We start from the raw sequence: 26,207 nt of genomic DNA, 5'->3' as shown, positions 1-26,207 counted from the left end.
TTCTGTTCGAGAACCCGTGAAGTACTCGCACTTCCTGAGACGTGTCAGTCAGGGGCGCAGGCAAGTCGCTTTGGCTAATCCGTCTGCCGACTTGGTTGCCGATACGCGTCAACGGTGGTGGGGCGGGGAGGTCACAGATAGCTGAGCCACCAGTCCTTCCGTCGCCGTTTCACGCCGGCATACCAGCGGCATAGCGGATACAGCGCGAGCACCACTAACGCCCACAAGAGGTAGATGACCGGGAGACTCGCGGCCCATCCCGGCGGCGCGGTGAACGGGAAATGGCTCAGATCCGGCGACTGGAACATGCCGCCCACGCTGCCGAAGCGGATGTAGCAGGCCGCCACCGCCAGCAGGTGGATCAGGTAGAAATGCAGGATATAGAAGAACAGCGGCACCTTGCCGATGACCAGTGCGGGCTTCAGCCAGCGTGGCACACCGCTGTCGAACACGCGCAACAACAGCAACGCCGGCCCGAGCGTCATCAACAGGAACAACAGCGACGGTGGGTACTTGTTGGTGTTGAGGAACGACAGCAGCGTCCAAAGCGGTGATTTCTGCACCGACCACGCGACCGGATCGCCATACACGTTCAGCAACCGCAGCAGCACGAAGGCCACGCTGAGCCCGAGGCCGAGTAGCAGCAGCAATGGACGGCGGCGTGCTTCACTCCAGCGCCAGGCTTGCCCCAGCGTGTAGCCCAGCGCGGTCACGCCCAGCCAGGGGATCAACGGGTAGGCGATGAAGACGACGTGCTGCGGCGTGTTGATGAGGAAGCCGGGCGCATGCAGCACCGACCACAACGGCGCGAGGCTGCCGAAGGTGCTCGCCGGTACGCCATCCAGCAGGTTGTGGCCGGCTACCAGAACGATGCCGAACGCGGCGATCGCCCAGTCAGGCAGGTGGATCAGTGCGGCCAGCACGATCATCGACCAGCCCAGCGCCCACAGCACGGTGATGATGGTCACCTGGTAGTCGAGGTTGAACTGCAGCGCGAAACGCATGACGACCACTTCGAGGAACAACAGCCACACGCCGCGCGTGAGCAGGAATCGGGACAGTTCGCTTCGTGACAGCCGTTGCAGAGCGAGCCGGGCGCCGGTCCCGGTGAGCAGGAAGAACACCGGCGCGCAAAAATGGGTGATCCAGCGGGTAAGGAACAGCCCTGCGGTGGTAGTGGCCAGGTTGGTCGGGTTGGCGTCGAGCGCACCGAAGAAATCGTGCACATGGTCCAGCGCCATGATGACGATGATGATCCCGCGCAGCAGATCGACCGACTCGATGCGGGCTCGGCCGGAGGAGCCGGCCCCGGTCGTTGGCCGCGACTGGGAAAGCAGGATCGATGCATTGTTCGCAGTCATGCCAGGCCGTTCCTTGCTCGTGTCAGAAAAGGTGTCAGGTATGTCAGGTACTGTTCTTGTCGGCTGCCACTTCGACTTCTCTCAGATTGCCCCTGACCCCTGCCGCTTTTGCCGTTTTCCGGGATAGAAGAGAGGAAGTCCAGAACGGGGAGAGATGGTCCGGTTTGGGGCGGACACCTTTGGCCCCGCAAAAACGGGACCGGATTGGGGCGTGCCGGCATTTTCCGTTGATTCAGTGCCCGGCCACCAGCTCGCTGGTCACCTTGCCATTGCCATCCATCATCTGCAGTGATGGCGAACCGTCCCGGGCGACCTTCATCACGATGCGCGGACGGCCTTGCAAGTCGTTCATCGCCAGTTGCACGCTGCCATCGGTGTTGCGGCCGAGCAGCATGCGCCGCGTCGGGCCGCCGTGCTTGTCGAAGAACGCTTTCAGCCGGGCCTTCTGCTGATCCATCGGCAGATCCTTGATGGAGGTCATGAGCTGGATTTCCTCGAGGATCGAATAGTCGGGGTAGTCGTTGAACTGCAGTTTGGTGTAGCGGCCGTCCTTTTCCTGATGGGAATCCAACGCCATGGTCTGGTCCTGTTCGTAGGCGTCGAAGGACAGGTGTCCATGGGATTCCTTGGTACCGTCCTTGTCCTTTTCGCCGCCGAAGATCAACCCGCCATTCTCGCTGCCCTCATCGTTGTAGAAGGTCATGCCGGCAACCTTGCGATTGGGATGGGGATATTCCTTGCCCTTGATGTAGATGCCCGGCGCGCTGGCAGCATCGGAGATCACCAGTCGCAGCGTGCCGTCGGGCTCGCGCACGTTGATGCGCTGGACATCCAACTGGTCGAGCGAGAGCTTCCTGGGTGTCTGCACAAAGCCGCTCAGCACCGTGACTGCGAATACCGTCGTGAGCACGCCGGCGTAGATCATCAGGAAACGTTGACCGATGGGTTTCATGGGAGGCTCCTCGATGCTGGCGGGAATGACCTTTCGTGGTTGCACAGGCCGCATGCGCGAAACATGCGAAAGGCCCATGTGCGAGGGGTAGTTTCTGACGTGTCGCCAGGCTGGTCAAAGGAACGGGAACGACAGAGCAAAACAGGGGTCAGAGTCCGCTTTCTTGAGGCCTTACTGTAGAAAGCCGATTCAGAAAGCCGACTCTGACCCCGGTTTTGGTCTGCCGGCTGGCGGGCCGATCTGACGAGCGCTTGGCACAGCTCGTGAAGTTGCGCGACGCCCTCGATGACTGCATCGGTTGCGGCTGTTTGTCGATTGATCGCTGTCGCTTACGCAACTTTTCGACAAGCCCGGCGAACACGGGCGGGTCCTCTACGCCTGTGGATTGCAGTGACGCCGCGCTGATTTGCGACACTCAGGATGGATACAACGCCGGGGCCGCTTCGCGCATGAAAATACGCAGCGTGACCGGGCCCACGCCTTTCAGCTGGAGCAGTCGCCGTTCGAAGTCGGTTCGATTTTCTGATGCGTGGACCATGCCGGTGACGCTTCCTTCGTACTCATCGAGCAGGGTGCGGCACAGCAGGTGCAGGCGCGTTGCGGTGGATTCGTCGTAGCGCGCATAGCCTCCTTCGCCGAGGATCTTCACCAGTTCGCGATGGGTGCAATGGACGATCTTTCGCGGGGTGTCGCGGCCGTGGGTTTGCACCAGCGCACGCCATGTCGCGGCGGCGATCGCCTGCTTGATACGTTTGCCGAACAGGAAACTGGCGACCAGCCATTGGAACAGGCTGGACTCGTCACTTCGGGTCACTTTGACACCCAGATCGGCGGCGGAAAGATAGCCGGTCATGACGAGGCTCCTGCAGCGTGGGCAGCTCCGAGCTGCAACAGTGATCCCGCGATGGCGCGTTCAAACCTTGGCGTCGAAACCGCACGAGACGAGCGCATTGGCGTTTCCTCGAGGTCGATATTCCGGAACGCGACCCGAACGCCACGTTGCCGAGTCGGGTTTCAGGGTTGGCCGCAGGCTCCCGCCACAACCTCAACCCGCCCGCTGCAGGGATGCTGCGGGCGCCTGCAGAACCTCATTGCTTCGCATCGGGCAGCGCATAGGCAATGACCGAGTCGCCTTCGGGTGTCTCCATGAAATGATGGCCTGCGGCCACGATCAGCACGTACTGGTGGCCATCGACGGAATACACGATGGGCGTCGCCTGACCGCCGGCGGGCAGGGCAGCGTGCCAGAGGGTCTTGCCCGTTTTCAGGTCGATCGCGCGAATCAGATCATCCGTCGCCGCGGCGATGAAGATCAGGCCCCCGGCAGTGACCACCGAACCGCCATTGTTCGGCGTTCCGATGTTGATCGGCATATGCGAGCTCAGACCGAACGGGCCATTGCGGCGGGCCGTTCCAAGCGGGCGGTCCCACAAGGTCTTGCCGGATTCGAGGCTGATGGCGCGAATGCCGCCGTACGGTGGTTCCTTGCACGGCATCTGCGTGAACGGCAATCGCCAACCGGCGTTGATGGTATACGCCCACGGTGTGTCCAGTTGCGGAAAGCCGGTGGTTTCCTGGCCAGCCTTGTTGTCGGAGTCACCCTGATCGCGCGGCTTCCATCCTTTGGCTTGTGCGACGGAGCGGGGCACCATCCGGTCGTAATTGGGGATGTCGTTGTAGTTGGAAACAATGATGCCTCGTTGCGTATCAACCGCCACGCTGCCCCAGTCGGGGCCACCGTTGTAGCCGGGGTATTCGATCCACGGACGCTTCGCGCTGGGTGGCGTGTAGACGCCGCCGTAGCTGGCCTGGCGGAACTGGATGCGGCAGGCGAGCTGATCAAGCGGTGTGAGTCCCCACATGTTGCTGGCGGTGAGGTTGGGCTTGCGCAGCGTGTGATAAGTGGAGAAGGGCTGCGTGGGGGACCGCTGCGAAGGCTCGACGCCGCCGCCCGGCACCGCGCGTTGTTCGATGCCCGTCAGCGGTTTGCCCGTGCGTCGATCCAGCACATACAGATCGCCCTGTTTGGTGGGCAGGATCAGGGCAGGAACGCTGCCGTGATCGGTCGGGAAGTCCACGAGGCTCGGTTGGGAGCCAAGGTCGTAATCCCACACACCACGGGTTTGCGACTGGAAATGCCAGGCCGGTTTGCCGGTTCTCACGTCCAGCGCCACCAGTGAATCGGAGTAGGTGTTCTCGGCGGGACGTCGACTCTGGCTGAGATATTGACCGGCGGGTGCACCCAGCGGCACGTATACCAATCCGAGCTTCTCGTCACCGCTGCCATTGGTCCACATGTCCGGCGTGCCGCGTGCGAACGTCTCGCCGGCGGGCGGCAGGCCCTGGCGATCCGGATGCACCATGTCCCAGGCCCAGCGAAGCTTGCCGCTGATCACGTCGTAGCCAAGGATCACGCCTGACGGAGCCCAGCGGCGCTGTCCGTCCAGTACCTGATGGCCGGTGACAATCACGCCGCGGATGATCACCGGAACGGAGTTGATCGATACGTATCCGGGCGGAACCTCGCCCATGCCTTGCGTGATGTCGACCTGGCCGTTGTGACCGAAATCCGCACACGGTTTGCCGGTGTCGGCGTCGACCGCGATCAGGCGCGCGTCCAGCGTGCCTTCGACAATGCGTCGCGTGCAGGCACCGGCCGGGCCCGGTGCCGCCGCGACATGGCTGAAGGCATCGCCGGGTGTGACGGCGGTTGGCGTGCTGCTTGCCGAGGTCGGTGTGGCTGCGACGGGTGAGGACGTTCCGGCCAGCGCGTCGGCGTTTGCAGGCGCGGGCCTGGACGTATCGTAGAAGGCCACGCCGCGACAAGCCGCCGTGTAGGGAATGGCTTTGTCGTCCACTTTCGGGTCGTAGCGCCAAAGCTGTTCACCCGTGCGTGCGTTCAACGCCATCAGCACGTTGCGGGCGGAGCACAGGTAGATGCGATCGCCTATCTTCAGTGGTGTCGTTTCCGCGCCCCAGAGTTTCTTCGGCAAATCACCCGTGTGGAACTGCCATGCCTTTTTCAACTGGCCGACATTGTCGGGCGTGATCTGGCTCAGTGGCGAATAGCGCGTGCCAGCCTGGCTGCGTCCGTAAGCGGCCCAGTCCGATGGCGCGGGATCGTTGGCCGCCTGGGCCGTCGGGTCTGCCGCTTCAGTGGCCGGGGAAGGAACGCCGGCCAGTGCGGCTGCGACTGCCTTGTCGGGCCCTGTCACGTTGTGGGGGACGAAGGCCAGTCCGGCGGCCGTGACGAAGGCCAGGCACAGCACCGCCCCGATGCCAAGCCAGCCGCGCCGGGGCGTGACGGGAAAAAGCACCGGCATGCAGGCGGCCACGGCGATACCCAGCACGACGAGCAGCCCGTCTCGTGGCACCCATCCCCAGTAATCCAGGCCGCTCTCCCACAGCGTCCAGATGATGGTTGCGATCAGCACGGCGAAGTACCACCACGCACCGGAGCGCCGGCCCCGGATCAACTGTATCGCCGACACCAGCAAGCCGAGGCCGGCCAGCGCGTAGTACCAGGAACCTCCGAGGAAGATCAGCCCGACGCCGCCGAGCAACATGCCCAATCCGAGCAAGCCGGTGAAGCCACCTGTAATGACAGGGCGCCAATGAACGCGGTGGGTACGCTCGTGCATGTGCTGAAATCCTCCGCAGGTGAGCTCGAAAGGGTGAAACTCGCTCTGCGCATGCCGCGTGAAATTTGCGCGACGCTCGAACCGGCGAGGTCCCGGGCATGGCGCGAACGGCCGGGAATGGCTCCTCCCTGAGTGGAGGCTCATTCGTCGCCTACACCATTTCCTTGACACCACTCTGTTACATCATCCGTCTCGAGAGACGTCTGCATATGCCACTGGGCTTGCCGCGGCTTTGACCAACTCAACTTCGTCGTCGGCAAACGGCGAATGGATGATTCGATGGACAACCTTGTTTGGATCGCGTCGGTTGGCGGCTTGCTGCTGCTGGTGTCCCTGACTTCGGGATGGATCCGCCGGTTGCCGTTGTCCGCGTTCAGCCTGTACCTGGCCGGCGGCGTTGTCGCCGGTCCGTGGGTATTCAATTTTCTCCATGTCGATCTCGCCGGGCATGCGGTCTGGATGGCCCGGATAACCGAAATGGCGCTGGTCGCTTCTTTGTTCCTTGGGGGACTGAAGTTGCGGGCGCGCTTCAACGATCCGGTATGGCGCACCGCATGGCGCCTGGCTGTTCCCGCGATGGCCATCACGGTGGCAGTCACCGGGTTGATCTTGCACGGAGCATTCGCACTGCCCTGGCCACTGGCCTTCCTGGTCGGCGCGATCGTCGCGCCCACGGACCCGGTGCTGGCCAGCATGGTCGCGGTGACCGATGCCAGCGATCACGACCGCCTGCGAGTCGCGCTCTCCGGCGAGGCCGGCCTCAACGACGGCACCGCATTGCCGCTGGTACTGCTGGCGCTGGCGGCCATGGAGGAACCGCTGTCGGGACCCGCGGTCCTGGCGTGGTTCAGCGAGGACTTTGTGTGGTCACTGCTTGGCGGTCTGTGCATCGGATTCGCGCTGGGCTGGGTGCTCGGATGGGTAGGTGTCAGTCTGCGGGCGAGGACGCAGAGCCGCGCACCAAACGATTTCCTGGCGCTGGCCATTGTTGCGCTGTCGTACGCGGGGGCCATGGCACTGTCGGCCTCGGGGTTTCTCGCAGCATTCGCCGCGGGGCTCGGCCTGCGGCACGTCGAGCTTTTCGTTGTCGGCCATCATCCGCATCCGCAGGTCGAGGGCCGGACACGACCGCATCCCCCTGCGGAAGAGCTGGTCAATCCGAATGAGCGCGAGACTGCCGACGATCCCGCGGCGTCCGTGGGCATGGTGGTATCGGACGCGCTGTCGTTCGGCGACACGCTTGAGCAGTTGATTGCCGGCGCGCTGGTGATCCTTCTGGGCGCGGCTTTCGCGACCTATTGGCAACCCGCAGGTTTGCTGCTTGCGTTGATATTGTTCGTGATCGTGCGGCCCGTCGCCGTAGGTCTGAGCATGATCGGCTCGCCCACCCCGATCCCGCGGCGGCTGCTGATCGGCTGGCTCGGAATCCGTGGCATCGGCAGTCTCAACTATCTGGCTTACGCAGCCACCCACGGCTTGACGGCCGTGCAGACCGATCGAGCCGCGGGCCTGGTGATCACCGTGGTGGCCATGAGCATTCTCGTGCACGGCATGACCACGCCATCGCTCATGTCATGGCGTCGCAATGCTTTGAACAAGCGCACTTCTTCGACTTCCACTGAATGAAGGGCCGTCCGGACATCGCAGGCTTCGACCTTCGCTGCCGTGTCCGGCGCCTGGCGACGCGGCGAAGGTCTGGCTGGACAAGGAGGAGCGGGCTGCGCTGGTGTCGGCTCGCTCGGCGATGCACGAGAAGCATCCCTGCCTTGCGTTGTGGAGGTGGACGTAGGCCACCGCGGGGTTGTCGAAACATTGCTGCAGCTCGACGGCAGTCGCGTGGCCTTCGCAAACGGACGCGCCGATCATCATGTCGGTCTGGTCGTAGGCACGAAGCGAGATCAGGCGCCGCGTGACGTACGAAGGTACCTCATTCACGGCAAGCACCCGTCGCGTGGCGCCGCGCCGAATGAAGATGGGGCCCGAAGCGCGGTAGGGTGACGCGACGTCCTGGTGACGATAGGGGAGCAGCAACAGTTCCTCGCCCACGCGTGCATCCTCCAGGCTGACGCGGCAGGGAAACGCGTTGGCCTCATTGGCGATGCGGCGCATCGCGCCGTGTTGGACCAGTTGGTCGTCCGACAGCAGAAACAGCGCTTCGAACGGGTGGTGGTCAATACCTGACAGTCGAAATGCCTGCATGTCTTGCTCCGGATCGTGGAGCCCAGACGGTAGCGCGAGCCCGCGTCGGGTACGCGCCGGATTCGGACGCGTCATTCGGCAGACGGTGCGGCATGCCGGCGCGGCCCGACCCGGCCATTGCCGCGGCTCCGGCGTTCTTTCCGCGGCGGTTCCCCATTGAGCCTAGCCCCGTCTGTCGTGACACCGCCTAGACATCACATCCTCCAGCTTAGGCAACAAGCCTGACCAGCCACGTCTTGTCGAAATACCGGTCGATGGGCCGGTTGCCCACCGTCTTGATTCCCCACGGAGACCATCACTGATGAGTACCGTCATTGCACCGCATCGCTCCGTGGTGGCCAACGCCATCTATGGCTTGCTCAACCCGATACCTTTCGGCTTCTTCGTCGCTGCGCTGATCTTCGACATTACCTATGCCAACACGGCGGTGGTGCTGTGGGGCAAAGGTGCGGACTGGTTGATTACGCTGGGGCTGCTGTTTGCAGTGATCCCGCGCCTGATCAATCTGGTGCAGGTCTGGATCACCTCACGACGATTCGCCACGGGTGCGGACCGGCTCGATTTCTGGCTCAACCTGGTGGCCATCATCGTGGCGATTTTCAATGCCTTCGTGCATACGCGCGATGCCTATGAGGTGGTGCCGACCAGTGTGTGGTTGTCGCTATGCACGGTCATCCTGCTGTCAATCGCGCACATCCTCATGGCCACTCGGCCACGCGCCACCGGGAGTTATGTCCATGAGTAAGCTCATCGTCCATGGCGTGCTGGCAATGGCTTTGCTGGCTGGGTTGAGTGGCTGCAACCAGAAGGCTTCGTTGACGCCCGCGCAGCAGGCCGGCGCTGACCCGTCGCTCCCGGCGCCTCAGCGTTTCCTCAAGCCACCGATGCAGGTGCCCGAAAAGGCCGACTGGAAGGAGGGCCAGACACCCAAGGTGGCCGCCGGCCTGCAGATCGAAAGGATCGCCAGCGGCCTCAAGCATCCGCGCCAGCTCTACGTGCTGCCGAACGACGACGTGCTGGTGGTGGAGGCCAACAGCCCGCATGCCGAGCCGGTGACCACGCCCAAGCAACTGGTGGCCAGCATGGTTACCGCCCGTTCGGGCAAGAGTGCGAAGGGCGGCAATCGCATCACGCTGCTGCGCAGGAATGCCGGCAAGGGTGGGGAATGGGAGAAGCATGTCTTCATCCAGAACCTGAACTCCCCGTTCGGCGTGCAACTGATCGGTGATTCACTCTACGTGGCCGATACCGATCGCATCCTGAAATTCCCCTACGTCAACGGCGAAACGCAGATCACGGCGCCGGGCGTCGAGTTCGCGGATCTGCCCGACACCATCAACCATCACTGGACCAAGCCGCTGCTGGCCAGCCCCGATGGCACGAAGCTGTATGTCGGCGTGGGCTCCAACAGCAACATCACCGAGAACGGCCTCGCGGTGGAATACCGCCGGGCGGATGTGCTGGAAGTGGACGTCGCCACCCGCGGCAGTCGCATCTACGCGTCGGGCCTGCGCAATCCCACCGGGCTGCAGTGGGAACCAACCACCGGCAAGCTGTGGGTGGTGGCGAACGAACGTGACGAGATCGGCCCCGATTTGGTGCCGGACTACCTGACCTCGGTGCAGGACGGTGGTTTCTATGGCTGGCCGTACAGCTACTACGGACAACATGTGGACACCCGGGTGCAGCCGCAGCGCCCGGACCTGGTCGCGCGGGCGATCAAGCCGGACTACTCGCTGGGCTCCCATGTGGCGCCGCTGGGTTTGCTGATGACCAGCGACAATGCCTTGCCGGCGAAGTATCACAACGGTGCCTTCATCAGCGAACACGGCAGTTGGGATCGATCACCGCTGAGCGGCTATCAGGTCGTGTTTGTCGCGTTCCAGCAGGGCAAGCCGGTGGGCGCGCCCGAGCCGGTGGTTACCGGGTTCCATTCGGACGATCAGAAGCACCTTTACGGAGCGCCGGTCGGGCTGGTGCAAGACAGGGAGGGCGCGCTGATTGTCGCCGATGACGTGGGCAACTCCGTCTGGCGGGTGACCTCGGCGGGCAGCCGGTAAGCGCGCGACCAAGAGGGCTCGAGGGGCGGGGTGCTGGCCGGGCCTCGCACTCGTATACAGTGCACACTGCCGTGGTTCGCAAGCGCTGTTCAACGGGCCGTTGTTTAAACAGGCGGCGTTTGCGGCACTTGGCCTTCATGGCGCGCACACGCCTTTCCCAGCAGTCTTCGGTGGGAGCGTTGCGACGCCAGCCAACATGACATTCAAGGGAGCAACTCCATGCAATTGAACCGAGGCATTTCCCTGATCACGATCCTGGTGGTTTTGGCGATTCTGGCGGTAGTGGCTGCCTTTGCCATTCCCGCCTGGCACGACCGCGTCGCCCGCGACCACATCGAGGAAGCCATGAAGGCCGTCGATGCGCCCAAGCTGGTTGTCATGGAAGCGGCGACAACACATGGCGGACTGGCCCATGTCAGCAAGAGCGATCTCGCGTACAACGCCGGTGCACCCAACGACTATGTGAGCAAGCTGGAACTGGGTGAGGGCGGCAAGATCACGCTGACCACGCGAAATACGGGCCTCCAGCCCGACCCGGTCCTGGTCTTCCTGCCGGAAGAAACCGGCAAAGATGCCACCCGGCCGATCAACTGGAGCTGCACCATGGTGGTCGGCACCCAATCGGCGGCACCACGTGAGTGCGCCGAAGCCCGGTTGAGCCCGACATCGGCGCCGGCCTCGACCGTCCTGGCGCCGGCGGAACCCAGCACACGCTGACAAAGGGGCGAGGCGGGACATCCGCCTGTCATTGAAGACGGTCAGTCGGCTGTCGAAGGTGTGCTTGATCGAGGCGGCTGCGTCGCAGGCGAAGTCCGCGGAGAAGGCCCGGAACTCGTCTGATCAGCCGCGCCGGGCCGCCTCGATCGCGGCGATGTCGATCCTGGTCATCCCCATCATCGCGTCGAATGCGCGTTTGGCGGCGGCGGGATCAGAATCGGTGATTGCTGCGATCAGGGCGCGCGGGGTGATCTGCCACGACAAGCCCCACTTGTCCTTGCACCATCCGCACTCGCCCGCTTGACCGCCGTTGCGGATGATGGCGTGCCACAGACGGTCGGCTTCGGCCTGATCGTCGGTCGCCACCTGGAACGAGAACGCCTCGCTGTGCGAGAACGCGGGTCCGCCGTTCAAGCCCAGGCACGGAATACCCATCACGGTGAACTCGACCGTCAGCACATTGCCCTGCTTGCCTGCGGGGTAGTCCCCCGGCGCACGGTGGGTGGCGGTAACGGCGCTGTCCGGAAACGTTTCGGCATAGAACGTCGCGGCGTCCAGGGCGGTGCCGTCATACCAAAGACAAATCGTGTTCTTGCTGGACATGGCGTGCTCCTGGTTCGGGAAGGCGAGTATCTCCATCTTTTTGTCGACGATCGAAGAACCTGCAGATCGACGTCGCCCGGGGACAGATGTCATCCGCCAGACAAGAGCTGGAGCAAGGGCAGGTTATGGTTCTCGCGCGGCTTCTCTGAAGCGCAAGTTCCATGCAAAGACTGCGGCATCGGTTGCTTGAAGCACGCTCCCCACACAGATGCCGCTCGTGGAATGCATATCAGCCACTCGTGAATCGGCAGCGGGCGGGGCGGCGGTAGCTGAAGCGCGCAGCGTTCGGGGTCAGCTCAAGCGGCTGTTCGGCCACTGGCCACCGATTTTGGGAGCGTCCTCAAGGTTTTTTCGTCCCCGCGGCTCCCGCAGGCGCGGGGACAGCACTTGACGAGCCTGACGCCGCAGGGGCCGGTTCGATAGCTGGCGTCATTGTTGAGGATGTCGCCGCGGTCGATGCTGCCGAAGCAGGGTTAGCCGTCCAGTGCTCGTTCTTGACGTCCATGCCTTTCTCCAGCATGGCGTTGCGTGACTTCTCGATTTTCTTGTCCGCGCCCGCGGCCCGTGGATCTCCGGAAGCGCTGGGGGTGGGAGCGTCGCGGCTGGCATGGCAGGCTGCAAGGCCGAGAATCGAGGCAAGAACAAAGACGAAAAGAGTCGGTTTCACGCGCACCTCCGTACGTCAAATGAACAGGTGCGAGCACCAGTGATGGTGCCCGCCGCATCATGTCCCAAGGAGACCACAGTCATTCGGTCGCCACACACCTCAGGACATGAGTCAACGAAGGTCGACATCGCCTGCCTTGTCCTTGTAATCCTTTTTAGGATCAGCGCCGAAAAGCATCTTTACGCCTGCCAACAGGTTGGATTCGTTGAGCCACACTTCGGCGTGTTCCACATCGAAACGCAACAAGACCAGCTTTGGATCATCCTTGCCGTCAAACCAGGCGGCGATGAACGGGTTCCAGAGGCGGTCGATCACTGCCCGGTCCTGATCCACCACGAGGTTGCCATGGATGCTTGCGAATAAATCATGGCCCTTGGAACTGAATGCGGCAATCGCCCGATGGCTCTTGGCGAGATTGTCGACCACGGCATTCGGTGTGCCGGTGAAAAACCAGACTGGTCCGCTTTCGTTCTCGATCATCGCGGTCATGGGACGCGAATGACCATCTTCCACTCCGTCGAGGCCGAGCATCACGGTGCGATCGGAGGAAAGCGCCTTCCACAGTTTTTCCTGGAGTTTTCGATCGGTGTCGGTATTCATCAGGTCTCCCGTCAATGATCGCCAACAGGCGAAGGAGACCCGCTTGTAGCGGAAGGTGCGTGAAATCCGTGCAGTGGGCTTTCGGGTGACGGCCTTGCACCCCACGGAATTTGCAGGAGCCGTGCGGACGCCGAAGGCGCATCGCATTGGCGCGGATGTCCCGCCACTGCGGCCGTGGTGTCGACTCAATGCAGACAGACGATCATGACGTCCATCTGCATCGAGTTCCACCGTCACCAGTGATAGGAGACGCGGGCTTCACAAGAGCCGGATTGCCTGGCAACGACGTGGTTCCGTTGTCTGCCCCAGCGCTGCTGCACGATTGTTCAGGAGGCGTCGCATTTATCCTGCGGGCAGGCAAAATCGACCTCGCTTCCCCGGCTGGCGCCCAGCGGAATGTTCTTGCGGGTGTCGACCGTGGTTCCGTCCTTTTCCAGCGTCACGGCATACGTGCCAGGCGGCAACGACGTGATGACGTAATGTCCGCTGTCCTTCACTGTCACATGCCGCCGCAAGCCGGTCGAGCTCTGCGCGATCACGGTCTCACCAGCAGGCGCCTGGCCAAAGATTCGCCCGGACGTCGACTGTGCGTTGGCCGTGTTCGGCGGGACGGCGGCAAAGAGGAACAACGATGTTGCGGCAACAAACAGCCCGCCGAACAGGGCCTTGCGCCCGCTGGTTTCCAAATGCTTCCAACTTTTCACGTAGAGCTCCCCTTTCGTGTGGTTATCGGCCACCCAAGCCACGCCGTGAAAGCCGACTGGGCCATCGGACCGGCACTGATGGTAACCCGGCGCGGGCGTGCTTTTACCGCCGGATTCCGGCAGCGATCGAATCTTTCGGCGGTCTCCGCCCATGTCGGGTTGCGAGGCCGTCGCTGGCGGTCACGAGCGCTGGCGCTTGACCGCGTACATCGCCCGATCGGCCTGCGCCAACAGGGCTTCCGCATTGGCGCCGTCGTCCGGAAAACAGGCGATGCCGATGCTGGCATCAAGCCGGATCACGCCATCCTCGAGCTTGAAGGGCGGGGTGATGCGGGCGCGCAGGGTGTCGGCCAGTGCCTGGGCGGCTCTGACATCCCGGCAGCCGGGCAAAAGCACGACAAACTCGTCGCCACCGACCCGGGCGACCAGGTCATTCTCGCGAACGCCTTGCTTCAGGCGTTGGGCAACCTCGCGCAACAGACGGTCACCGGCATCATGGCCGCCCTGGTCGTTGACCACCTTGAACCCGTCCAGATCCAGATAAAGCAAAGCCACGCCATGGCCGGCTTGCCGGGCATGATGGATGGTGGCTTGCAGTTCCCGGCGAAGGCATTCGCGGTTGGCCAGCCCGGTCAGCGAGTCGTGGTTGGCGCGGTGCTCCAGTTCGCGTTCGAGACGGCGCAACTCGGTCACCTCGCGGCCCACGCCGATGCGTACACGATGCTCGGGTAGCCAGCGCGCCGACCATTGAATGTCCAGCGTCTGGCCGTTCTTGTGCACGTAGCGATTGCGGAAGTGACGTTGCAGTTCGCCGGCCATCACCTGTTCGGCCTGGGCTGCCGTGGCTTCGCGATCGTCGGGATGAACCAGCTCGAATATGCGCCTGCCGATCACTTCCTCCGCGGCATAACCAAAGATGCGCTGGAAGCTCGCGTTGACGAAAAGGAGGTGACCTTCGACATCGACCATGCACACGGCATCGGGCATCAGGTCAAGCACGTCGGCAAGGGGCGGTAAGGTCGGGATCATCTTTTCTGCGGTGGTTCCTGATCGAGCCGTAGTGCGCAGAAAGGCTGTCATCACACGAGCTGTCCTGAGGAAAGCTATCAGAATCACTCCGCCCGCGGGTGAAGGACGACCTCCGATACGGGCTGAGTGCCTGTGCTGGAAGCTCGGTGCAGCGAGGTCGACGCTCAGATGTGGCGCCCGGCCGCGCGGTCTGCTGCCGTATCCGGATGCGGCAGCAGCGATCCCAGGGTGCGCCGGCGATGGCCAGATGTCGGTGTGTCCCCGACGCGATGTTCGCCGACGCAGTGCGTTCGGGCAGATGATCAGGCGGGCAGGCTGACCACGGGTACGAAGCCGCCGAAGATCATGCGCTTGCCGTCAAAAGGCATGGCGCCGGCTTTGTCCAGGCGTGGGTCGTTCATGAACTTCTCCATCCCGGCATCGCGCGTGACCTTGTCGGGCCATGTCACCCAGGAGAACACCACGGCCTCATCGGCGTGCGCCTGCACGGCGCGGCGAAAGTCGGTGAGCTTGCCCTCGGGCACATCCTCGCCCCAGCATTCCGTCACTTGGGTGGCACCACATTCCAGGAAAATGCCGTCGAGGGTTTGGGCATGTTCAATGAACCGGGCACGGTTGGCCTGGGGGACGGCGATCACGAAACCATCGACATACGACATGGCGGCCTCTCTGCGGGAATGGCGGGCCGACACGGCCGCCTTCACTTGATCGACGAACGGGCGGCGTGGTGATCGACGTCGATCCGCACAAGTTGTCTCACCACCGCTGTTTCAGCGCGCCGATATAATGGACTGACCGCTTTTCCGGCAGACGACTTCATGCGCAGTTTCGACGATCCCCAAGGTGGGCCGTGGCAAGCCGCGGTACTGGATGCTTCCTACGGCAGCATGCTGCTGGTCTTTTCGCACGCCGGTGACGGGCGGGTATTCAAGACCACCATGGCCGCCGAAAACGTGCGGCTGGCGGAGCAGCAACTGGCCGAGATGGATGAGTCGCAGCTGCGCGAGCTGTTGGTGCAGTCGGTCCCGTGGGAGTAGCCCCCGCGTCGCGTGAGTTGCCTGAGCCAGCTGCGGGTCGCCGTGGCGGGTCATCACCATTCCCGTCGCGGTGAGTGCCGGCGGCCAGCGTCGCCACCTACTTGCCCGAGCCCCGGCGCACGGCATCAAGCGGGCTTTGTGATCCCGCGCGCTCCAGCAACGCATGCATCGCCGGCTTCCACAGGGTCCAGTTGTGTTTGCCCGGCAACATGATGACGTGGCTGGCGGGCAGCAGCGGTGTCATCAGTTCGATCGGCTGGCGGAATGGTTCGTCGCTGCCATAGGCAAGCCAGGTCGATTGTGAGCGCTGCGGACGTTGCGACCAACCCTGCAGGGAACGCCACAACTCATGCTGGAACGTGTCCGGTCCGATCGGCTGGGCCGGCCCTGCTTGCCAGGCGGCGAGGCTGCCGGCTTCGCGGATCTGCTGGTGAATGGCCTTTTCGCCGAGATACGGCGAGAGAAGCAGCAAGCCGTCGATCTGGTCGGGGTACTCCCGGTCATACAACAGCACGCCCATGCCCCCCAGCGATATGCCGGCCAGCCACACCTGCCGATACGCCGGTCGCCGGGCGGGCGCGATCACTTCGTCGTGCAGCCTTTGGGCCACGCGGCCTTGCCGGTAGAACGGCATGGTCAACCCTGTGAGAATCACGTCAGCATCGGGCCAGCTTTGCTGGATGATCCCGGCAATGCCGGTGCTGGTCAGCGACTGCAGGCTGTCGCCCCGTCCGGGCAGCATCACCACCAATCGATGGGCGGACTGCGGCGCGGCAATGAACGTGGTGGGTATCGGCTTGGTGACATCGCCGCCAGCGGCACAGCCGACCAGCGACAACAGGCTGGCAAGCAGCATCGGAACGAGGGCTCGTCGAAAGGTCGGCATGCGGCACCTGCTCGGTGAATGCTGGTGGACAAGGCTGATGATGTGCCCACTGTGTTCGCAATGGAATGCGTTCGCAATGCTCGTGCCAGGTGCCCGAAGGTGCCTGTGGTGATGCCACAATCGTGATCAGGCGCCTGCGCACTTCATGGGGCTGGCGCCGTCCGGGATGGTGCGCGCACAAGGGAGGTCCATGTCGACACTCATCAAGAAGACCGCCCGCGTCGTGCTGGCGGCGGCGCTGCTGCTCGTGCTGCTGGTTGTCGTGCTGGTCGCGCGGAAGCGGCCGGATCGTGCCTTGCGGGTAGCCACGGCAAATGTGGCACAGACCCTTTGCGCTTACGTGTTCGTTTCAGGCCAGACGCCTGCGCAGGCGTTTGCCGAAAACATCGCGCCGCTGCGCGGGATGCATATCCTGCTCCCGCACCTGCATTACACAGTCGACACTGCTCGGCGGAAAGCACCGCCAGCTGGCGCGGCCGCTTTGTCACCGAGGCGTCCTGGTATCCGGACTACGGTTGCGCACTGCCCACCACCACGCCCGACGTGGCCACCCTGCAGGCGGCGCATGCTGCGGCATCGGCGCCATTGGTGGCGGAAGCTCCCCGGCTGGTTAGCCCGAACCGGGCCATCAGCGCCGCGCTGGCACGCGCGTTTGCCGAGCCGGCCAGCGGCCCGCGTCGTCACGTGCACGCCATTGTGGTGATGCATGGGGGCACGGTCATCGCCGAACGCTATGCCGACGGCTTTGGTCCGCAGACGCCGCAACTGGGCTACTCGATGAGCAAGTCGGTGGTGAATGCGCTGCTCGGTATCCTGGTGCGGCAAGGACGGCTGGACATGGCGCTGCGTGCGCCCGTCGCAGCCTGGCAGGATCCCGCGGACCCGCGGCACGACATCACGCTTGAGCAATTGTCGCGAATGACTTCGGGACTCGACCTTGCGGAGAACGACAGCGGGTTCGACCCCGTGTCGGAGATGTTGTTCCTGCGACGCGACATGGCTGCATTCGCCGCCCGCGCAAAACTGCGCGTGCCGCCGGGCACGCAGTGGGATTACACCAGCGGCAATACGTTGATCCTTGCCGGCGTGCTGCGCGACAAGGTCGGCGGCGGTGCGCCCGGCCTGATCCGCTTCGCCCATCGTGAACTGTTCGCTCCGCTGGGCATGCGGCATGTGCTGATGGAGTTCGATGGCGCGCAGACCCTGGTGGGCTCCACCCGAATCTATGCGTCGGCGCGTGACTGGGCACGTGTGGGGCAGTTGTACCTGGATGATGGCGTGGTCGATGGTCGTCGCATTTTTCCCGCGGAATGGGTTGCCGATGCCAGCCGCCAGACCCTCCACAGCCTCTACGGCTCCGGCTTCTGGACCAATACGGGCACCGCGGCAGACGGCAGTCGCCTCATTCCCGGCATGCCGGTCGATGCCTATTTCGCGTCGGGCCTGAACGGGCAGCGGATTCTCATCGTGCCGTCGCAACAGCTGGTGATCGTGCGGCTGGGTTCCACCCTGGATCCGCCCAATTTCGACATGCGTGGGCTGGTTCGGCTGGTCAACGATCTGAGCGTCGCCCTCAACTGACGGAAGGCGGCGCCAGGCGTTTGCACGCCGTCGGCGACTCAGCCCGGAATCTCGACCTCGACCAGCTTGCCCAGCAGCACCAGCGATTCCTGCCAGCCCAGATGGCACTTCTCGAGCGGGATCACCTCGGGCAGGCCTTCCTGCACCACGTGCAGTTCGGTGCCGCAGGATACGGTCTTCAGCGTGATGGTCACCATGATCTCGCCGGGCAGGTTCGGGTCGTCGAACTGGTCGGTGTAGCGGATGCGCTCGAACGGCGTGAGCTCGACATAAGTGCCGCCAAAGACGTGGCTGTGGCCCGTCGAGAAGTTGGTGAACGACATCTTGTAACTACCGCCGACCCGGGCGTCCAGATGATGCACCCTGGCGGTGAAGCCGTTCGGCGGCAGCCACTTGACCCTGGCTTCGGCATCGAGAAAGGCGCGATAGACGCGCTCGGCCGGCGCGCGCAGCACGCGATGAAGGCGGACGGTGTTGGACATGGCAGTTTCCCTGGCTGGAGGAGGAGTCCTCATGGGAAGCAACGAACGGTCGAGGAGAGAATCGACAACCTCGCTCCGGCACCGCGTCGACTGCATCGACAGCGATCCCGTCGACAGGCTTGCCGGTTTCATCCGAGCGATTTGCAGTAGCCTGAGAGGCGTTCGCTGGCCGGCCGGCAACGGCCCGGGCAGTCCGGGAAGCGATGGAAGGTGGCATCCATGATCAACATTTCGACGGCGACCGAAGTGCCCAGCCGGGGCGGGGCGACACACGGCGTGCGGAGGCAGCATGAGCATGCGTGACGTCGACATTGCCATCATCGGCGCCGGCACCGCCGGCATGTCCGCGTATCGCGAAGCGCGCAAACGCACCGACCGCATCGCCTTGATCGAAGGCGGCCCGTTCGGCACCACCTGTGCCAGGGTCGGCTGCATGCCATCGAAGCTGCTGATTGCCGCGGCCGAAGCGCGGCACCGGCTGGCCACGCTGCCGGCGTTCGGCATCGCCAGCGATGCCGGCAGGGTCGACGGTCGCGCCGTGATGAAGCGGGTGCGTGACGAGCGCGATCGCTTCGTCGGCTTCGTGCTGGAGGCGGTGGCGGACTTCGGCGCCGAGCACGTGCTGCGTGCGCATGCCGAGTTCGAGAGCCCGCATGTGCTGAAACTCTCGCCCGCGGTGGACGGCAGCGTGCCGGAGGTCGAGCGAATCCGCGCCGGACGCATCATCATCGCGACCGGTTCGCGGCCGCCGATTCCCGCGGCGCTCCGCGCGGCAGGGGATCGCCTGATCATCAGCGACGACGTTTTCGACTGGCAGGATCTTCCCGGCTCGGTGGCGGTGTTCGGCGCCGGCGTGATCGGCCTGGAGCTGGGTCAGGCGCTGCACCGGCTGGGGGTGCGCGTGCATCTGTTCGGTCGCGACGGGCGGATTGCCGCGATCAGCGATCCGAAGGTTCGCGCCGTGGCCGCGCGGCTGATCGCCGCGGAACTGCCGCTCAGCCTGCATGCCGAGGACGTACGCGTCGAGCGGGATGGTCAGGCGGTGGTCGTGCACTTCACCGACCCGGGCGGCGCAGCGAGCAGCGAGCGTTTTGATTACCTGCTGGTCGCCACCGGCCGCACGCCGAACGTGGAGATGCTGGCGCTGGATCGAAGCGGGCTGGAGCTCGATGACCGAGGGGTTCCGGTATTCGATCCGCAGACCAGCCGGGCTGGCGACAGCCACATCTTCATCGCCGGCGATGCGGATGCCGACCGCGTCCTGCTGCATGAGGCCGCCGACGAGGGGCGCCTGGCCGGCGAGCAGGCCGCGCGCTACCCGGCGGTCTACAGGCACACGCGCCGCACGCCGCTGGGTATCGTGTTTTCCGACCCGCAGATCGCCTACGCCGGCCAGCGTCATGCGCAGCTGGTGGCCGCCGGGGTCGATTTCGCCGTAGGCGAGGTGTCCTTCGAGGATCAGGGACGCTCGCGGGTGATGCTGGTCAACCAGGGGCTGCTGCGCGTGTACGGCGAGCAGGGCAGCGGCCTGCTGCTTGGTGCCGAGATGATCGGCCCGCAGAACGAGCACATTGCCCACCTGCTGGCCTGGGCGATCCAGGCCCGCATGACCGTTGCCGAGACGCTGCAGAATCCGTTCTACCACCCGACCATCGAGGAAGGCCTGCGTACCGCATTGCGCGAGCTGCTCAAGGCGCTCGGCATGGGCGCGGCACCGCCGCTGCATTGCATCGACTGCGGGCCCGGCGCATAGCCGGCGGGCGCGACGCGCGCGGGATGTTTCCGCACGATGGCTGAGGCACACTGCGCGCCAGCCGGCGATCCGGCTTCTTGATCGGGAGACATCGGGTGGGCAAGGGCAGGCTGGAAGCATTCAGCGATGGTGTCATCGCTATCATCATCACCATCATGGTGCTGGAACTGAAGGTGCCGCACGACACCACGCTGGCCGCGCTGGGCCCGCTGGCGCCGGTGCTGCTCAGCTACGTGCTCAGCTTCGTCTACGTGGGCATCTACTGGAACAACCATCACCACATGCTCTCGATCATCCACCGCGTATCCGGCGGCGTGCTCTGGGCGAATCTGCATCTGCTGTTCTGGCTGTCGCTGTTCCCCTTCGCCACCGCCTGGATGGGCGAGAATCACCTCGCCGCCGCGCCGGCCGCCGCGTATGGGGCGGTGCTGCTGATGGCCGCCGTGGCCTACTGGATACTCGAAAAGGTATTGATCGCCGCGGGCGGCACCGAGTCGACGCTGCGCGACGCCATCGGTGCGGACTGGAAGGGGAAGTCCTCGCCACTGATCTACCTGATCGGGATTGCCCTGACGTTCTGGCGACCCTGGACAGGCCAGCTCGTCTACGCGCTGGCCGCCTTGATCTGGCTGGTGCCGGACCGGCGCATCGAGAAGATGACCGGTCATTGATGGCGCTGCTTAATATGCGTATCCACATCAGACATCGTTCCGGAGATGCCATGAAGACTGCAATGATTCGCGTGGTTTGGCAGGCGCTGCTTGTGCTGGGTCTGATTGGACCGGTCAACGCTGTCGCCAGCACGACGGTCTCTGGCGCTGAGACAAGCGCGATCCAGCGAGTGATGGATCAGCAGCAGGCCGCGTGGAACCGCGGCGACGTGGATGGCTTCATGCGTGCCTACAAGGATGCCCCCGACACCACCTTCGTGGGCACCAGCGTGCGCAAGGGCTATCGCGCGATCCTGGAAAGCTATCGCAAGCATTACGTCGGCAAACAGCAGATGGGCAAGCTCACCTTCTCCGATCTCGACGTGCGCATGTTGCCTGGCAACGAAGGTGACGTGCGTTATGCGGTGGTTACGGGCCGTTTCCATCTCGACCGGCAGGCCCGTGGCGAAGCTGCCCAGGACGATGGCGTGTTCTCACTGGTGTGGGAGAAAGCCCCGAACGGCTGGAAGATCATCCTCGATCACACCAGCTGAGTCCGCGTAGCGTGGCGATGGTGTGCCTGTCGCCGGGCGACAGCTCAGGACTGGCGCAGAAAGGCCAGTGACTCGTCGCACGGTGCGTCGACTTTCAGGCTCAGCAGCGGGTCCGCACGGGTGCGGCCCAACGTGACGGCGGCAACCGGCTTGCCGGCGCGTGCGGCGGCATCGACGAAACGGTAGCCGGAATAGACCATCAGCGAAGACCCCACCACCAGCACGGCATCAGCCGCCTGCCAGGCGCGCGCGGCGGCGTCCACGCGCTCTCGCGGCACGGCTTCGCCGAAAAACACCACGTCCGGCTTCATGAGGCCGCCGCAAAGCGGGCAGGGCGGGATGTCGAACGACGTGAAGTCGTGGCCGTCCAGGTCGGCATCCCCGTCCGGCGCGTCGATGGCGTCGAGCAACGCCCATTCCGGGTTGCGTTCCACCAGCATTTGCTGAAAGGCGTCGCGGTTGAGCCGCGCATCGCAACTCATGCAGCGGACCTGGTCGAGCCGGCCGTGCAGGTCCAGCACGTTTTCGCTGCCCGCATGCTGGTGCAGGCGATCCACATTCTGCGTCACCAGCAATTCGACCTGCCCGCGTCGCTCCAGTTCGGCCAGCGCATGATGGGTCGCGTTGGGCAGCGCGTGGCCGAAGCGCCGCCAGCCGACCAGGCTGCGTGCCCAATAGCGCTGACGCGTGGCCGGTTCGTGCATGAAGGCCGTATAGGTGACCGGCGGCGTGCGCTTCCACTGGCCATCACGGTCCCGATAGTCGGGAATGCCCGAGTCGGTACTGCAGCCGGCTCCGGTCAGCACGAACAGGCGCGGGTGATCGGTGATGAATTGCTGGAGTGGAGTCATGGGTGGAATATGGGTGCACGCTGGTGGGAACAACAGGGTTGGCCGGCGTACCGGCTTGTCACCGCCCGGCCTTGTTGTGATGATGGCGCAGGTGAAGTGCAGCGTGCCTGTCCGTCGAGACGTGTCTTGGGTAGAAGGGAGGAGCACATGGATCAGATCGGAACTGGAGAAGGGGCGGCCGCCACGGCGCGCAAGATCGACCGCGATGCGTACAAGCTTTGGCACGAAAAGCCGGCGGAGAAATTCTGCCTGGGCTTTTCCGTCTTCGTGATTGCCGAAATCCTGGTGTATGGCACCTTGCACTGGATCTTTCCGCTGATCTGAACGCACGGCCACCGGTGGTGCTCGTGAATCACCGGCCACGCCTCGCCGAACTCGACAGAAAGCGGCGCCGCGTTAGCATGACCGGATGAAGTTGACGGTTTCCGACCAGACCTTTCGTCCGCGGTGGCGAACGGCAATCTGCCTGCTGGCGCTGCTGTTTGCCGGCTGCGCCTCCCAGCCGCTGCAACAAGGCGCGTGGCAAAGCCCCGCGCAGGTACGCGCGGAAGTCATGCGGTTGATGCCGGCCAAAGTAAATGATCGCAGCGGCTGGGCAATCGACATTCAGGTGGCATTCGCGGCGCAGCGGATCGAACCGACCACGGTGAACCTGTGCTCGGTATTGGCGGTGGCCGAACAGGAGTCGGGCTTCCAGGTCGATCCGGTGGTGCCCGGACTGGGAAAGATCGCGCGCCAGGAAATGGATCGTCGCGCGGCGTCGAAACACATACCGGGTTTTCTGGTCGATGCCGCGCTATGGCTGAAATCGCCCGATGGACGACGTTACAGCGAGCGACTGGCCGCGGTACGCACCGAACGACAGCTGAGCGACATCTTCCAGGACTTCATCGGCATGGTGCCGCTGGGCAAGCGTCTGTTCGGCGAACTCAATCCGGTGCATACCGCCGGTCCGATGCAGGTAAGCATTGCGTTCGCCCAGGCGCATGCGCAGGACTACCCGTATCCAGTCGAAGGATCGATCCGCCATGAGGTGTTCAGCCGTCGCGGTGGGTTGTATTTCGGTGTCGCGCACCTGCTGGGTTATCCGGTGCACTATGCGAAGCCGCTGTATCGCTTTGCCGATTTCAACGCCGGCTGGTACGCCAGCCGCAATGCCGCTTTTCAGCAAGCGGTGAGCCTTGCCTCCGGCATTCCATTAGCGCTGGACGGCGATCTGATGAAGCCTGATGCGAGCGTTGCTGATCCGACGGGCGCGACGGAGTTGGCGGTGCGCTCGCTCGCGGTTCCGCTGCAGATGAGCGATGCGGCGATTCATCGTGAGCTGTTGCAGGGCGAACGCGAGGATTTTGCGGCCGGTCAGCTTTACAGGCGGGTGTTTGCCCTGGCCGAGAAGGTCGGGAGCCGTCCGTTGCCGCGTGCGGTGTTGCCGGGAATCACCCTGAACAGCCCGAAGATCACCCGCAAGCTCACCACGGCCTGGTTTGCCAGGCGCGTCGACGAACGTTGGCAGCGCTGCATGCAACGGGCCGGCTCGATCCGGCCGTGACGGAGCTGAACCTGCCTGGGCCAGGTCTTCAGCCATCGAGCGTCTTTTCGTCTTGCGTATGCATCGGTATTACATCCGGCGGACTAGTGTCGATGTCACGGTGCCACGCTTTGGGCGTTGTGCAAAAAAGGAGATCTCGATGAAGAAAATTCCTGGCGGTGCATGGGTGGTGGTCGCCGACGGTTGCGGGGCGCGGTTGCTGCGCAATGTCGGCACCGGGCTGGCCGTGTCGCTTGAACAGATCAAGGTGATCGGGCCGAAGGACCTTGCCAACGAAGGACCGGCTGGACGCCAGCCGCCCGAACGCACTTCCTCGGAAATCGACGAGGCCACGTTCGCTAAACAACTGGCCCGAAGGTTGAATGCCGCCGCGCTGAAAAATGAGTTCGCGCACCTGGTACTTGTCGCCGATCCGCAGACGCTGGGTCAGATGCGGCCCTTGCTGCACGAGGAAACCGTCAAGAGAATGGTGGAAGAGCTGAACAAGTCGCTGGTCCATGCGCCGTTGGAAGACATCGAGCGCGCATTGAAAGCCGACTGGTGAAAGACGCCGAAGCGGGGCCTGTTGTTCCGCGCCACCTGACCCATACCCGAGGAGTGCCATGTGAGCCAACTTTCCGACTTTCCGATTACGGCCCATTGGCCTGCCACCCATCCGGAGCGCATCCAGTTGTATTCGCTGAACACGCCAAACGGGGTGAAGGCGTCGATCATGCTGGAGGAAACCGGGTTGCCGTACGAGCCGCATCTGGTCGACATCATGAACGACGAAAGCCACATGCCGGCCTTCCTCTCGTTGAACCCGAACGGAAAAATCCCCGCAATGATCGATCCGGATGGCCCCGGGGGCGAACCATTGGCCTTGTTCGAGTCCGGTGCGATTCTTTTGTATCTGGCGGACAAGACCGGTCAGTTCATCCCCGCTGATCCGGCGCGGCGGTGGGAAACCATCCAGTGGGTGTTTTTCCAGATGGCATCGATCGGCCCGATGTTTGGCCAGGTCGGCTTCTTCAACAAGTTTGCCGGCAAGGATTACGAGGACAAGCGTCCGCTGCAGCGCTACGTCAAGGAATCGAAGCGCTTGCTGGGGGTGCTTGATGATCGTCTGCACGGACGGCGCTGGATCATGGATGCTGACTACAGCATCGCCGACATCGCCACGCTGGGCTGGGTCAACAATCTGGTGACCTTCTACGAGGCGCGCGAGCTGGTGGCGTTCGACAGCTTTTCCCATGTGGCGGCCTGGCTCGACCGCGGCTTGGCGCGGCCGGCGGTGCAGCGCGGTTTGGCGATTCCCTCGCGCAACTGATGCTTGCCATGATTTAGCCCTGTTGCTGACCGTTGTGCGCCTGTCGGGAACATTAGCCTCGGTGATCCCGGACGGCTGGCGTCCTGCTCACGAGGAGATCCGATGAATCGTCGAAACCTGCTGCAGGGCATCCTGCTGGGTGCGGCAGCATTGCCGTTGCATGGCATGGCGTTCGCCATGCCGGCGCCAAAGGATGTCCGCGGCGTGGATGCGGCCGCTGGGCGTCTGGCCGCGTTGGAGCGCAAGTACGGCGGCCGGCTGGGCGTATCGATGCTGGACACAGGCAGCGGACAACAGGCCGGCCATCGCACGGACGAACGCTTCTTGATGTGCAGTACGTTCAAGTTGCTGGCGGTGGCCACGGTGCTGGGACGCGTGGACAAGGGCCGGGAACAATTGGACCGGCGCATCACCTACGGCAAGGAGGTGTTGCTGGCATGGGCGCCCGTGACGTCCCGCCATGTCGGCGCCGATGGCATGACTGTTGGCGAGTTGTGCGAGGCCGCGATCACGATGAGCGACAACACCGCCGCAAACCTGCTGCTGGCCAGTCTCGGCGGTCCGGCGGTGGTGACCGCGTTCGTGCGCACGCTGGGTGACCCGTTGACCCGGCTTGACCGGATCGAGCCGGAGCTCAACGTGGGCGGGCCGGGCGACCTGCGCGATACCACCACGCCTGCAGCCATGCTTGGCGACATGCGTGCGCTGCTGCTGGGTGATGCGCTTGCCGCCGTCTCGCGGCAACGTCTGATCGGGTGGCTCCGTGCTTGCAGCACGGGACTGGACAAGCTGCGCGGTGGACTGCCTGCAGGCTGGGATGCCGGTGACAAGACCGGCAGCGGCGCGCAGGGCGAAAGCAATGACGTGGCGATTTTGTGGCCGCCCCGGCGTGCGCCCATGCTGGTGACCGCGTATTACGCGCCTGCAACACCGGACAAGGCGACCAGCGTCCGCGTGCTGGCCGAGGTCGGACGCATCACGGCCAGCCTCTGAGGGAACATCCACCGCTTCCATGCGGGCTG

28 protein-coding genes are annotated in these 26,207 nt (G+C 64.0%); 14 read left to right on the top strand and 14 right to left on the bottom strand.

What is annotated here, in order from left to right; all coding sequences use genetic code 11:
• Window positions 1-131: 131 nt before the first annotated feature.
• From ACVWWQ_RS02985 to ACVWWQ_RS02970, 4 genes are all read right to left on the bottom strand, one after another.
• A complete protein-coding gene (locus tag ACVWWQ_RS02985; protein ID WP_133950084.1) occupies window positions 132-1,361 on the bottom strand; it encodes a heparan-alpha-glucosaminide N-acetyltransferase domain-containing protein in 1,230 nt (409 codons plus the stop codon).
• Between the two features lie 232 nt (window positions 1,362-1,593).
• Window positions 1,594-2,313: a hypothetical protein gene (locus tag ACVWWQ_RS02980; protein WP_133950086.1), complete on the bottom strand. Its 720-nt coding sequence runs from the start codon at window positions 2,311-2,313 to the stop codon at window positions 1,594-1,596.
• A gap of 415 nt (window positions 2,314-2,728) precedes the next feature.
• On the bottom strand, window positions 2,729-3,166 hold the full coding sequence (locus ACVWWQ_RS02975; protein ID WP_133950088.1) for an HhH-GDP family DNA glycosylase: 438 nt from the start codon (window positions 3,164-3,166) through the stop codon (window positions 2,729-2,731).
• A 235-nt stretch (window positions 3,167-3,401) separates the two neighbouring features.
• Window positions 3,402-5,954: a membrane-bound PQQ-dependent dehydrogenase, glucose/quinate/shikimate family gene (locus ACVWWQ_RS02970; protein WP_133950090.1), complete on the bottom strand. Its 2,553-nt coding sequence runs from the start codon at window positions 5,952-5,954 to the stop codon at window positions 3,402-3,404.
• 279 nt (window positions 5,955-6,233) lie between these two features.
• Here ACVWWQ_RS02970 and ACVWWQ_RS02965 point away from each other — a divergent pair, with 279 nt between their 5' ends.
• On the top strand, window positions 6,234-7,580 hold the full coding sequence (locus tag ACVWWQ_RS02965; RefSeq protein WP_133950092.1) for a cation:proton antiporter: 1,347 nt from the start codon (window positions 6,234-6,236) through the stop codon (window positions 7,578-7,580).
• Here the strand turns inward: ACVWWQ_RS02965 and ACVWWQ_RS02960 are convergent.
• Window positions 7,527-8,153 carry a DUF1203 domain-containing protein gene (locus ACVWWQ_RS02960; protein ID WP_133950094.1) on the bottom strand — a complete coding sequence of 209 codons (627 nt, stop codon included), beginning with the start codon at window positions 8,151-8,153 and terminating at the stop codon, window positions 7,527-7,529. The genes ACVWWQ_RS02965 and ACVWWQ_RS02960 overlap by 54 nt on opposite strands.
• Before the next feature lie 301 nt (window positions 8,154-8,454).
• Between ACVWWQ_RS02960 and ACVWWQ_RS02955 the strand changes: the two genes are divergently transcribed.
• The 3 genes from ACVWWQ_RS02955 to ACVWWQ_RS02945 all read left to right on the top strand — a co-directional run bounded on the left by ACVWWQ_RS02955 (window position 8,455) and on the right by ACVWWQ_RS02945 (window position 10,930).
• Window positions 8,455-8,898, top strand: a complete 444-nt coding sequence (locus tag ACVWWQ_RS02955; RefSeq protein ID WP_133950096.1) for a hypothetical protein — start codon at window positions 8,455-8,457, stop codon at window positions 8,896-8,898.
• Window positions 8,891-10,213, top strand: coding sequence for a PQQ-dependent sugar dehydrogenase (locus ACVWWQ_RS02950; protein ID WP_099651985.1), 1,323 nt, complete (start codon window positions 8,891-8,893; stop codon window positions 10,211-10,213). The genes ACVWWQ_RS02955 and ACVWWQ_RS02950 overlap by 8 nt, the downstream gene beginning before the upstream one ends.
• A 219-nt stretch (window positions 10,214-10,432) precedes the next feature.
• Window positions 10,433-10,930 carry a type II secretion system protein gene (locus ACVWWQ_RS02945; protein WP_133950098.1) on the top strand — a complete coding sequence of 166 codons (498 nt, stop codon included), beginning with the start codon at window positions 10,433-10,435 and terminating at the stop codon, window positions 10,928-10,930.
• Window positions 10,931-11,053: 123 nt separating this feature from the next.
• Here the strand turns inward: ACVWWQ_RS02945 and ACVWWQ_RS02940 are convergent, their stop codons facing one another.
• The 6 genes from ACVWWQ_RS02940 to ACVWWQ_RS02915 form a co-directional block, all read right to left on the bottom strand.
• Entirely contained in the window at window positions 11,054-11,533 is a 480-nt protein-coding gene (locus ACVWWQ_RS02940) for a VOC family protein (RefSeq protein WP_133950100.1), read from the bottom strand.
• A 340-nt stretch (window positions 11,534-11,873) separates the two neighbouring features.
• Window positions 11,874-12,200 (bottom strand): hypothetical protein, encoded by a 327-nt coding sequence (locus ACVWWQ_RS02935; RefSeq protein WP_133950102.1) that lies wholly within the window; start codon window positions 12,198-12,200, stop codon window positions 11,874-11,876.
• Window positions 12,201-12,311: 111 nt separating this feature from the next.
• Window positions 12,312-12,800 carry a pyridoxamine 5'-phosphate oxidase family protein gene (locus ACVWWQ_RS02930; RefSeq protein WP_133950104.1) on the bottom strand — a complete coding sequence of 163 codons (489 nt, stop codon included), beginning with the start codon at window positions 12,798-12,800 and terminating at the stop codon, window positions 12,312-12,314.
• 326 nt (window positions 12,801-13,126) lie between these two features.
• The gene (locus ACVWWQ_RS02925; protein WP_133950106.1) at window positions 13,127-13,657 is read right to left on the bottom strand and encodes a carboxypeptidase-like regulatory domain-containing protein; all 531 of its coding nucleotides are present in this window, start codon (window positions 13,655-13,657) and stop codon (window positions 13,127-13,129) included.
• Window positions 13,658-13,684: 27 nt separating this feature from the next.
• Entirely contained in the window at window positions 13,685-14,533 is an 849-nt protein-coding gene (locus ACVWWQ_RS02920; RefSeq protein ID WP_133950108.1) for a sensor domain-containing diguanylate cyclase, read from the bottom strand.
• A gap of 302 nt (window positions 14,534-14,835) precedes the next feature.
• Complete coding sequence (locus ACVWWQ_RS02915; protein ID WP_133950936.1) at window positions 14,836-15,192, bottom strand: DUF1428 domain-containing protein; 357 nt, start codon at window positions 15,190-15,192, stop codon at window positions 14,836-14,838.
• Window positions 15,193-15,351: 159 nt separating this feature from the next.
• Between ACVWWQ_RS02915 and ACVWWQ_RS02910 the strand changes: the two genes are divergently transcribed.
• Complete coding sequence (locus ACVWWQ_RS02910; protein ID WP_133950110.1) at window positions 15,352-15,570, top strand: hypothetical protein; 219 nt, start codon at window positions 15,352-15,354, stop codon at window positions 15,568-15,570.
• Between the two features lie 97 nt (window positions 15,571-15,667).
• Here the strand turns inward: ACVWWQ_RS02910 and ACVWWQ_RS02905 are convergent, their stop codons facing one another.
• Window positions 15,668-16,456: an alpha/beta hydrolase-fold protein gene (locus ACVWWQ_RS02905; RefSeq protein WP_133950112.1), complete on the bottom strand. Its 789-nt coding sequence runs from the start codon at window positions 16,454-16,456 to the stop codon at window positions 15,668-15,670.
• 543 nt (window positions 16,457-16,999) lie between these two features.
• On the opposite strand from ACVWWQ_RS02905, the gene ACVWWQ_RS02900 reads away from it, so the two are divergent.
• Entirely contained in the window at window positions 17,000-18,037 is a 1,038-nt protein-coding gene (locus tag ACVWWQ_RS02900; RefSeq protein ID WP_166669741.1) for a serine hydrolase domain-containing protein, read from the top strand.
• A gap of 38 nt (window positions 18,038-18,075) precedes the next feature.
• Here ACVWWQ_RS02900 and ACVWWQ_RS02895 read toward each other — a convergent pair whose 3' ends face one another.
• Complete coding sequence (locus ACVWWQ_RS02895; protein WP_133950116.1) at window positions 18,076-18,519, bottom strand: SRPBCC family protein; 444 nt, start codon at window positions 18,517-18,519, stop codon at window positions 18,076-18,078.
• A gap of 289 nt (window positions 18,520-18,808) precedes the next feature.
• Here ACVWWQ_RS02895 and ACVWWQ_RS02890 point away from each other — a divergent pair, with 289 nt between their 5' ends.
• The 3 genes from ACVWWQ_RS02890 (at window position 18,809) to ACVWWQ_RS02880 (ending at window position 21,476) form a co-directional block, all read left to right on the top strand.
• Window positions 18,809-20,272 (top strand): dihydrolipoyl dehydrogenase, encoded by a 1,464-nt coding sequence (locus ACVWWQ_RS02890; RefSeq protein WP_133950118.1) that lies wholly within the window; start codon window positions 18,809-18,811, stop codon window positions 20,270-20,272.
• A 95-nt stretch (window positions 20,273-20,367) separates the two neighbouring features.
• Complete coding sequence (locus ACVWWQ_RS02885; RefSeq protein ID WP_133950120.1) at window positions 20,368-20,943, top strand: TMEM175 family protein; 576 nt, start codon at window positions 20,368-20,370, stop codon at window positions 20,941-20,943.
• A 50-nt stretch (window positions 20,944-20,993) separates the two neighbouring features.
• Window positions 20,994-21,476 (top strand): YybH family protein, encoded by a 483-nt coding sequence (locus tag ACVWWQ_RS02880; RefSeq protein ID WP_457383292.1) that lies wholly within the window; start codon window positions 20,994-20,996, stop codon window positions 21,474-21,476.
• A gap of 44 nt (window positions 21,477-21,520) precedes the next feature.
• Here ACVWWQ_RS02880 and ACVWWQ_RS02875 read toward each other — a convergent pair whose 3' ends face one another.
• Entirely contained in the window at window positions 21,521-22,327 is an 807-nt protein-coding gene (locus tag ACVWWQ_RS02875; protein ID WP_133950122.1) for an NAD-dependent protein deacetylase, read from the bottom strand.
• Between the two features lie 147 nt (window positions 22,328-22,474).
• Between ACVWWQ_RS02875 and ACVWWQ_RS02870 the strand changes: the two genes are divergently transcribed.
• The 5 genes from ACVWWQ_RS02870 to bla all read left to right on the top strand — a co-directional run bounded on the left by ACVWWQ_RS02870 (window position 22,475) and on the right by bla (window position 26,178).
• Entirely contained in the window at window positions 22,475-22,651 is a 177-nt protein-coding gene (locus tag ACVWWQ_RS02870; RefSeq protein WP_166669728.1) for a hypothetical protein, read from the top strand.
• 85 nt (window positions 22,652-22,736) lie between these two features.
• Window positions 22,737-23,876 carry a DUF1615 domain-containing protein gene (locus ACVWWQ_RS02865; protein ID WP_133950124.1) on the top strand — a complete coding sequence of 380 codons (1,140 nt, stop codon included), beginning with the start codon at window positions 22,737-22,739 and terminating at the stop codon, window positions 23,874-23,876.
• A gap of 139 nt (window positions 23,877-24,015) precedes the next feature.
• Window positions 24,016-24,420: a baeRF12 domain-containing protein gene (locus ACVWWQ_RS02860; RefSeq protein WP_133950126.1), complete on the top strand. Its 405-nt coding sequence runs from the start codon at window positions 24,016-24,018 to the stop codon at window positions 24,418-24,420.
• A gap of 60 nt (window positions 24,421-24,480) precedes the next feature.
• Window positions 24,481-25,185 carry a glutathione S-transferase N-terminal domain-containing protein gene (locus tag ACVWWQ_RS02855; RefSeq protein WP_133950128.1) on the top strand — a complete coding sequence of 235 codons (705 nt, stop codon included), beginning with the start codon at window positions 24,481-24,483 and terminating at the stop codon, window positions 25,183-25,185.
• 102 nt (window positions 25,186-25,287) lie between these two features.
• Window positions 25,288-26,178 (top strand): class A beta-lactamase, encoded by an 891-nt coding sequence (gene bla, locus ACVWWQ_RS02850; RefSeq protein WP_133950130.1) that lies wholly within the window; start codon window positions 25,288-25,290, stop codon window positions 26,176-26,178.
• Window positions 26,179-26,207: the final 29 nt, after the last annotated feature.

Source organism: Rhodanobacter sp. TND4EL1, assembly GCF_054061035.1.
This window is presented reverse-complemented; position numbering and strand designations above follow the sequence as displayed.

Coding starts and splice junctions, on each gene's coding strand:
- ACVWWQ_RS02985 (WP_133950084.1), bottom strand. CDS start 1,361: ATGACTGCGAACAATGCATCGATCCTGCTTTCCCAGTCGCGGCCAACG.
- ACVWWQ_RS02980 (WP_133950086.1), bottom strand. CDS start 2,313: ATGAAACCCATCGGTCAACGTTTCCTGATGATCTACGCCGGCGTGCTC.
- ACVWWQ_RS02975 (WP_133950088.1), bottom strand. CDS start 3,166: ATGACCGGCTATCTTTCCGCCGCCGATCTGGGTGTCAAAGTGACCCGA.
- ACVWWQ_RS02970 (WP_133950090.1), bottom strand. CDS start 5,954: ATGCACGAGCGTACCCACCGCGTTCATTGGCGCCCTGTCATTACAGGT.
- ACVWWQ_RS02965 (WP_133950092.1), top strand. CDS start 6,234: ATGGACAACCTTGTTTGGATCGCGTCGGTTGGCGGCTTGCTGCTGCTG.
- ACVWWQ_RS02960 (WP_133950094.1), bottom strand. CDS start 8,153: ATGCAGGCATTTCGACTGTCAGGTATTGACCACCACCCGTTCGAAGCG.
- ACVWWQ_RS02955 (WP_133950096.1), top strand. CDS start 8,455: ATGAGTACCGTCATTGCACCGCATCGCTCCGTGGTGGCCAACGCCATC.
- ACVWWQ_RS02950 (WP_099651985.1), top strand. CDS start 8,891: ATGAGTAAGCTCATCGTCCATGGCGTGCTGGCAATGGCTTTGCTGGCT.
- ACVWWQ_RS02945 (WP_133950098.1), top strand. CDS start 10,433: ATGCAATTGAACCGAGGCATTTCCCTGATCACGATCCTGGTGGTTTTG.
- ACVWWQ_RS02940 (WP_133950100.1), bottom strand. CDS start 11,533: ATGTCCAGCAAGAACACGATTTGTCTTTGGTATGACGGCACCGCCCTG.
- ACVWWQ_RS02930 (WP_133950104.1), bottom strand. CDS start 12,800: ATGAATACCGACACCGATCGAAAACTCCAGGAAAAACTGTGGAAGGCG.
- ACVWWQ_RS02925 (WP_133950106.1), bottom strand. CDS start 13,657: ATGGGCGGAGACCGCCGAAAGATTCGATCGCTGCCGGAATCCGGCGGT.
- ACVWWQ_RS02920 (WP_133950108.1), bottom strand. CDS start 14,533: ATGATCCCGACCTTACCGCCCCTTGCCGACGTGCTTGACCTGATGCCC.
- ACVWWQ_RS02915 (WP_133950936.1), bottom strand. CDS start 15,192: ATGTCGTATGTCGATGGTTTCGTGATCGCCGTCCCCCAGGCCAACCGT.
- ACVWWQ_RS02910 (WP_133950110.1), top strand. CDS start 15,352: ATGCGCAGTTTCGACGATCCCCAAGGTGGGCCGTGGCAAGCCGCGGTA.
- ACVWWQ_RS02905 (WP_133950112.1), bottom strand. CDS start 16,456: ATGCCGACCTTTCGACGAGCCCTCGTTCCGATGCTGCTTGCCAGCCTG.
- ACVWWQ_RS02895 (WP_133950116.1), bottom strand. CDS start 18,519: ATGTCCAACACCGTCCGCCTTCATCGCGTGCTGCGCGCGCCGGCCGAG.
- ACVWWQ_RS02890 (WP_133950118.1), top strand. CDS start 18,809: ATGAGCATGCGTGACGTCGACATTGCCATCATCGGCGCCGGCACCGCC.
- ACVWWQ_RS02880 (WP_457383292.1), top strand. CDS start 20,994: ATGAAGACTGCAATGATTCGCGTGGTTTGGCAGGCGCTGCTTGTGCTG.
- ACVWWQ_RS02875 (WP_133950122.1), bottom strand. CDS start 22,327: ATGACTCCACTCCAGCAATTCATCACCGATCACCCGCGCCTGTTCGTG.
- ACVWWQ_RS02870 (WP_166669728.1), top strand. CDS start 22,475: ATGGATCAGATCGGAACTGGAGAAGGGGCGGCCGCCACGGCGCGCAAG.
- ACVWWQ_RS02865 (WP_133950124.1), top strand. CDS start 22,737: ATGAAGTTGACGGTTTCCGACCAGACCTTTCGTCCGCGGTGGCGAACG.
- ACVWWQ_RS02860 (WP_133950126.1), top strand. CDS start 24,016: ATGAAGAAAATTCCTGGCGGTGCATGGGTGGTGGTCGCCGACGGTTGC.
- bla (WP_133950130.1), top strand. CDS start 25,288: ATGAATCGTCGAAACCTGCTGCAGGGCATCCTGCTGGGTGCGGCAGCA.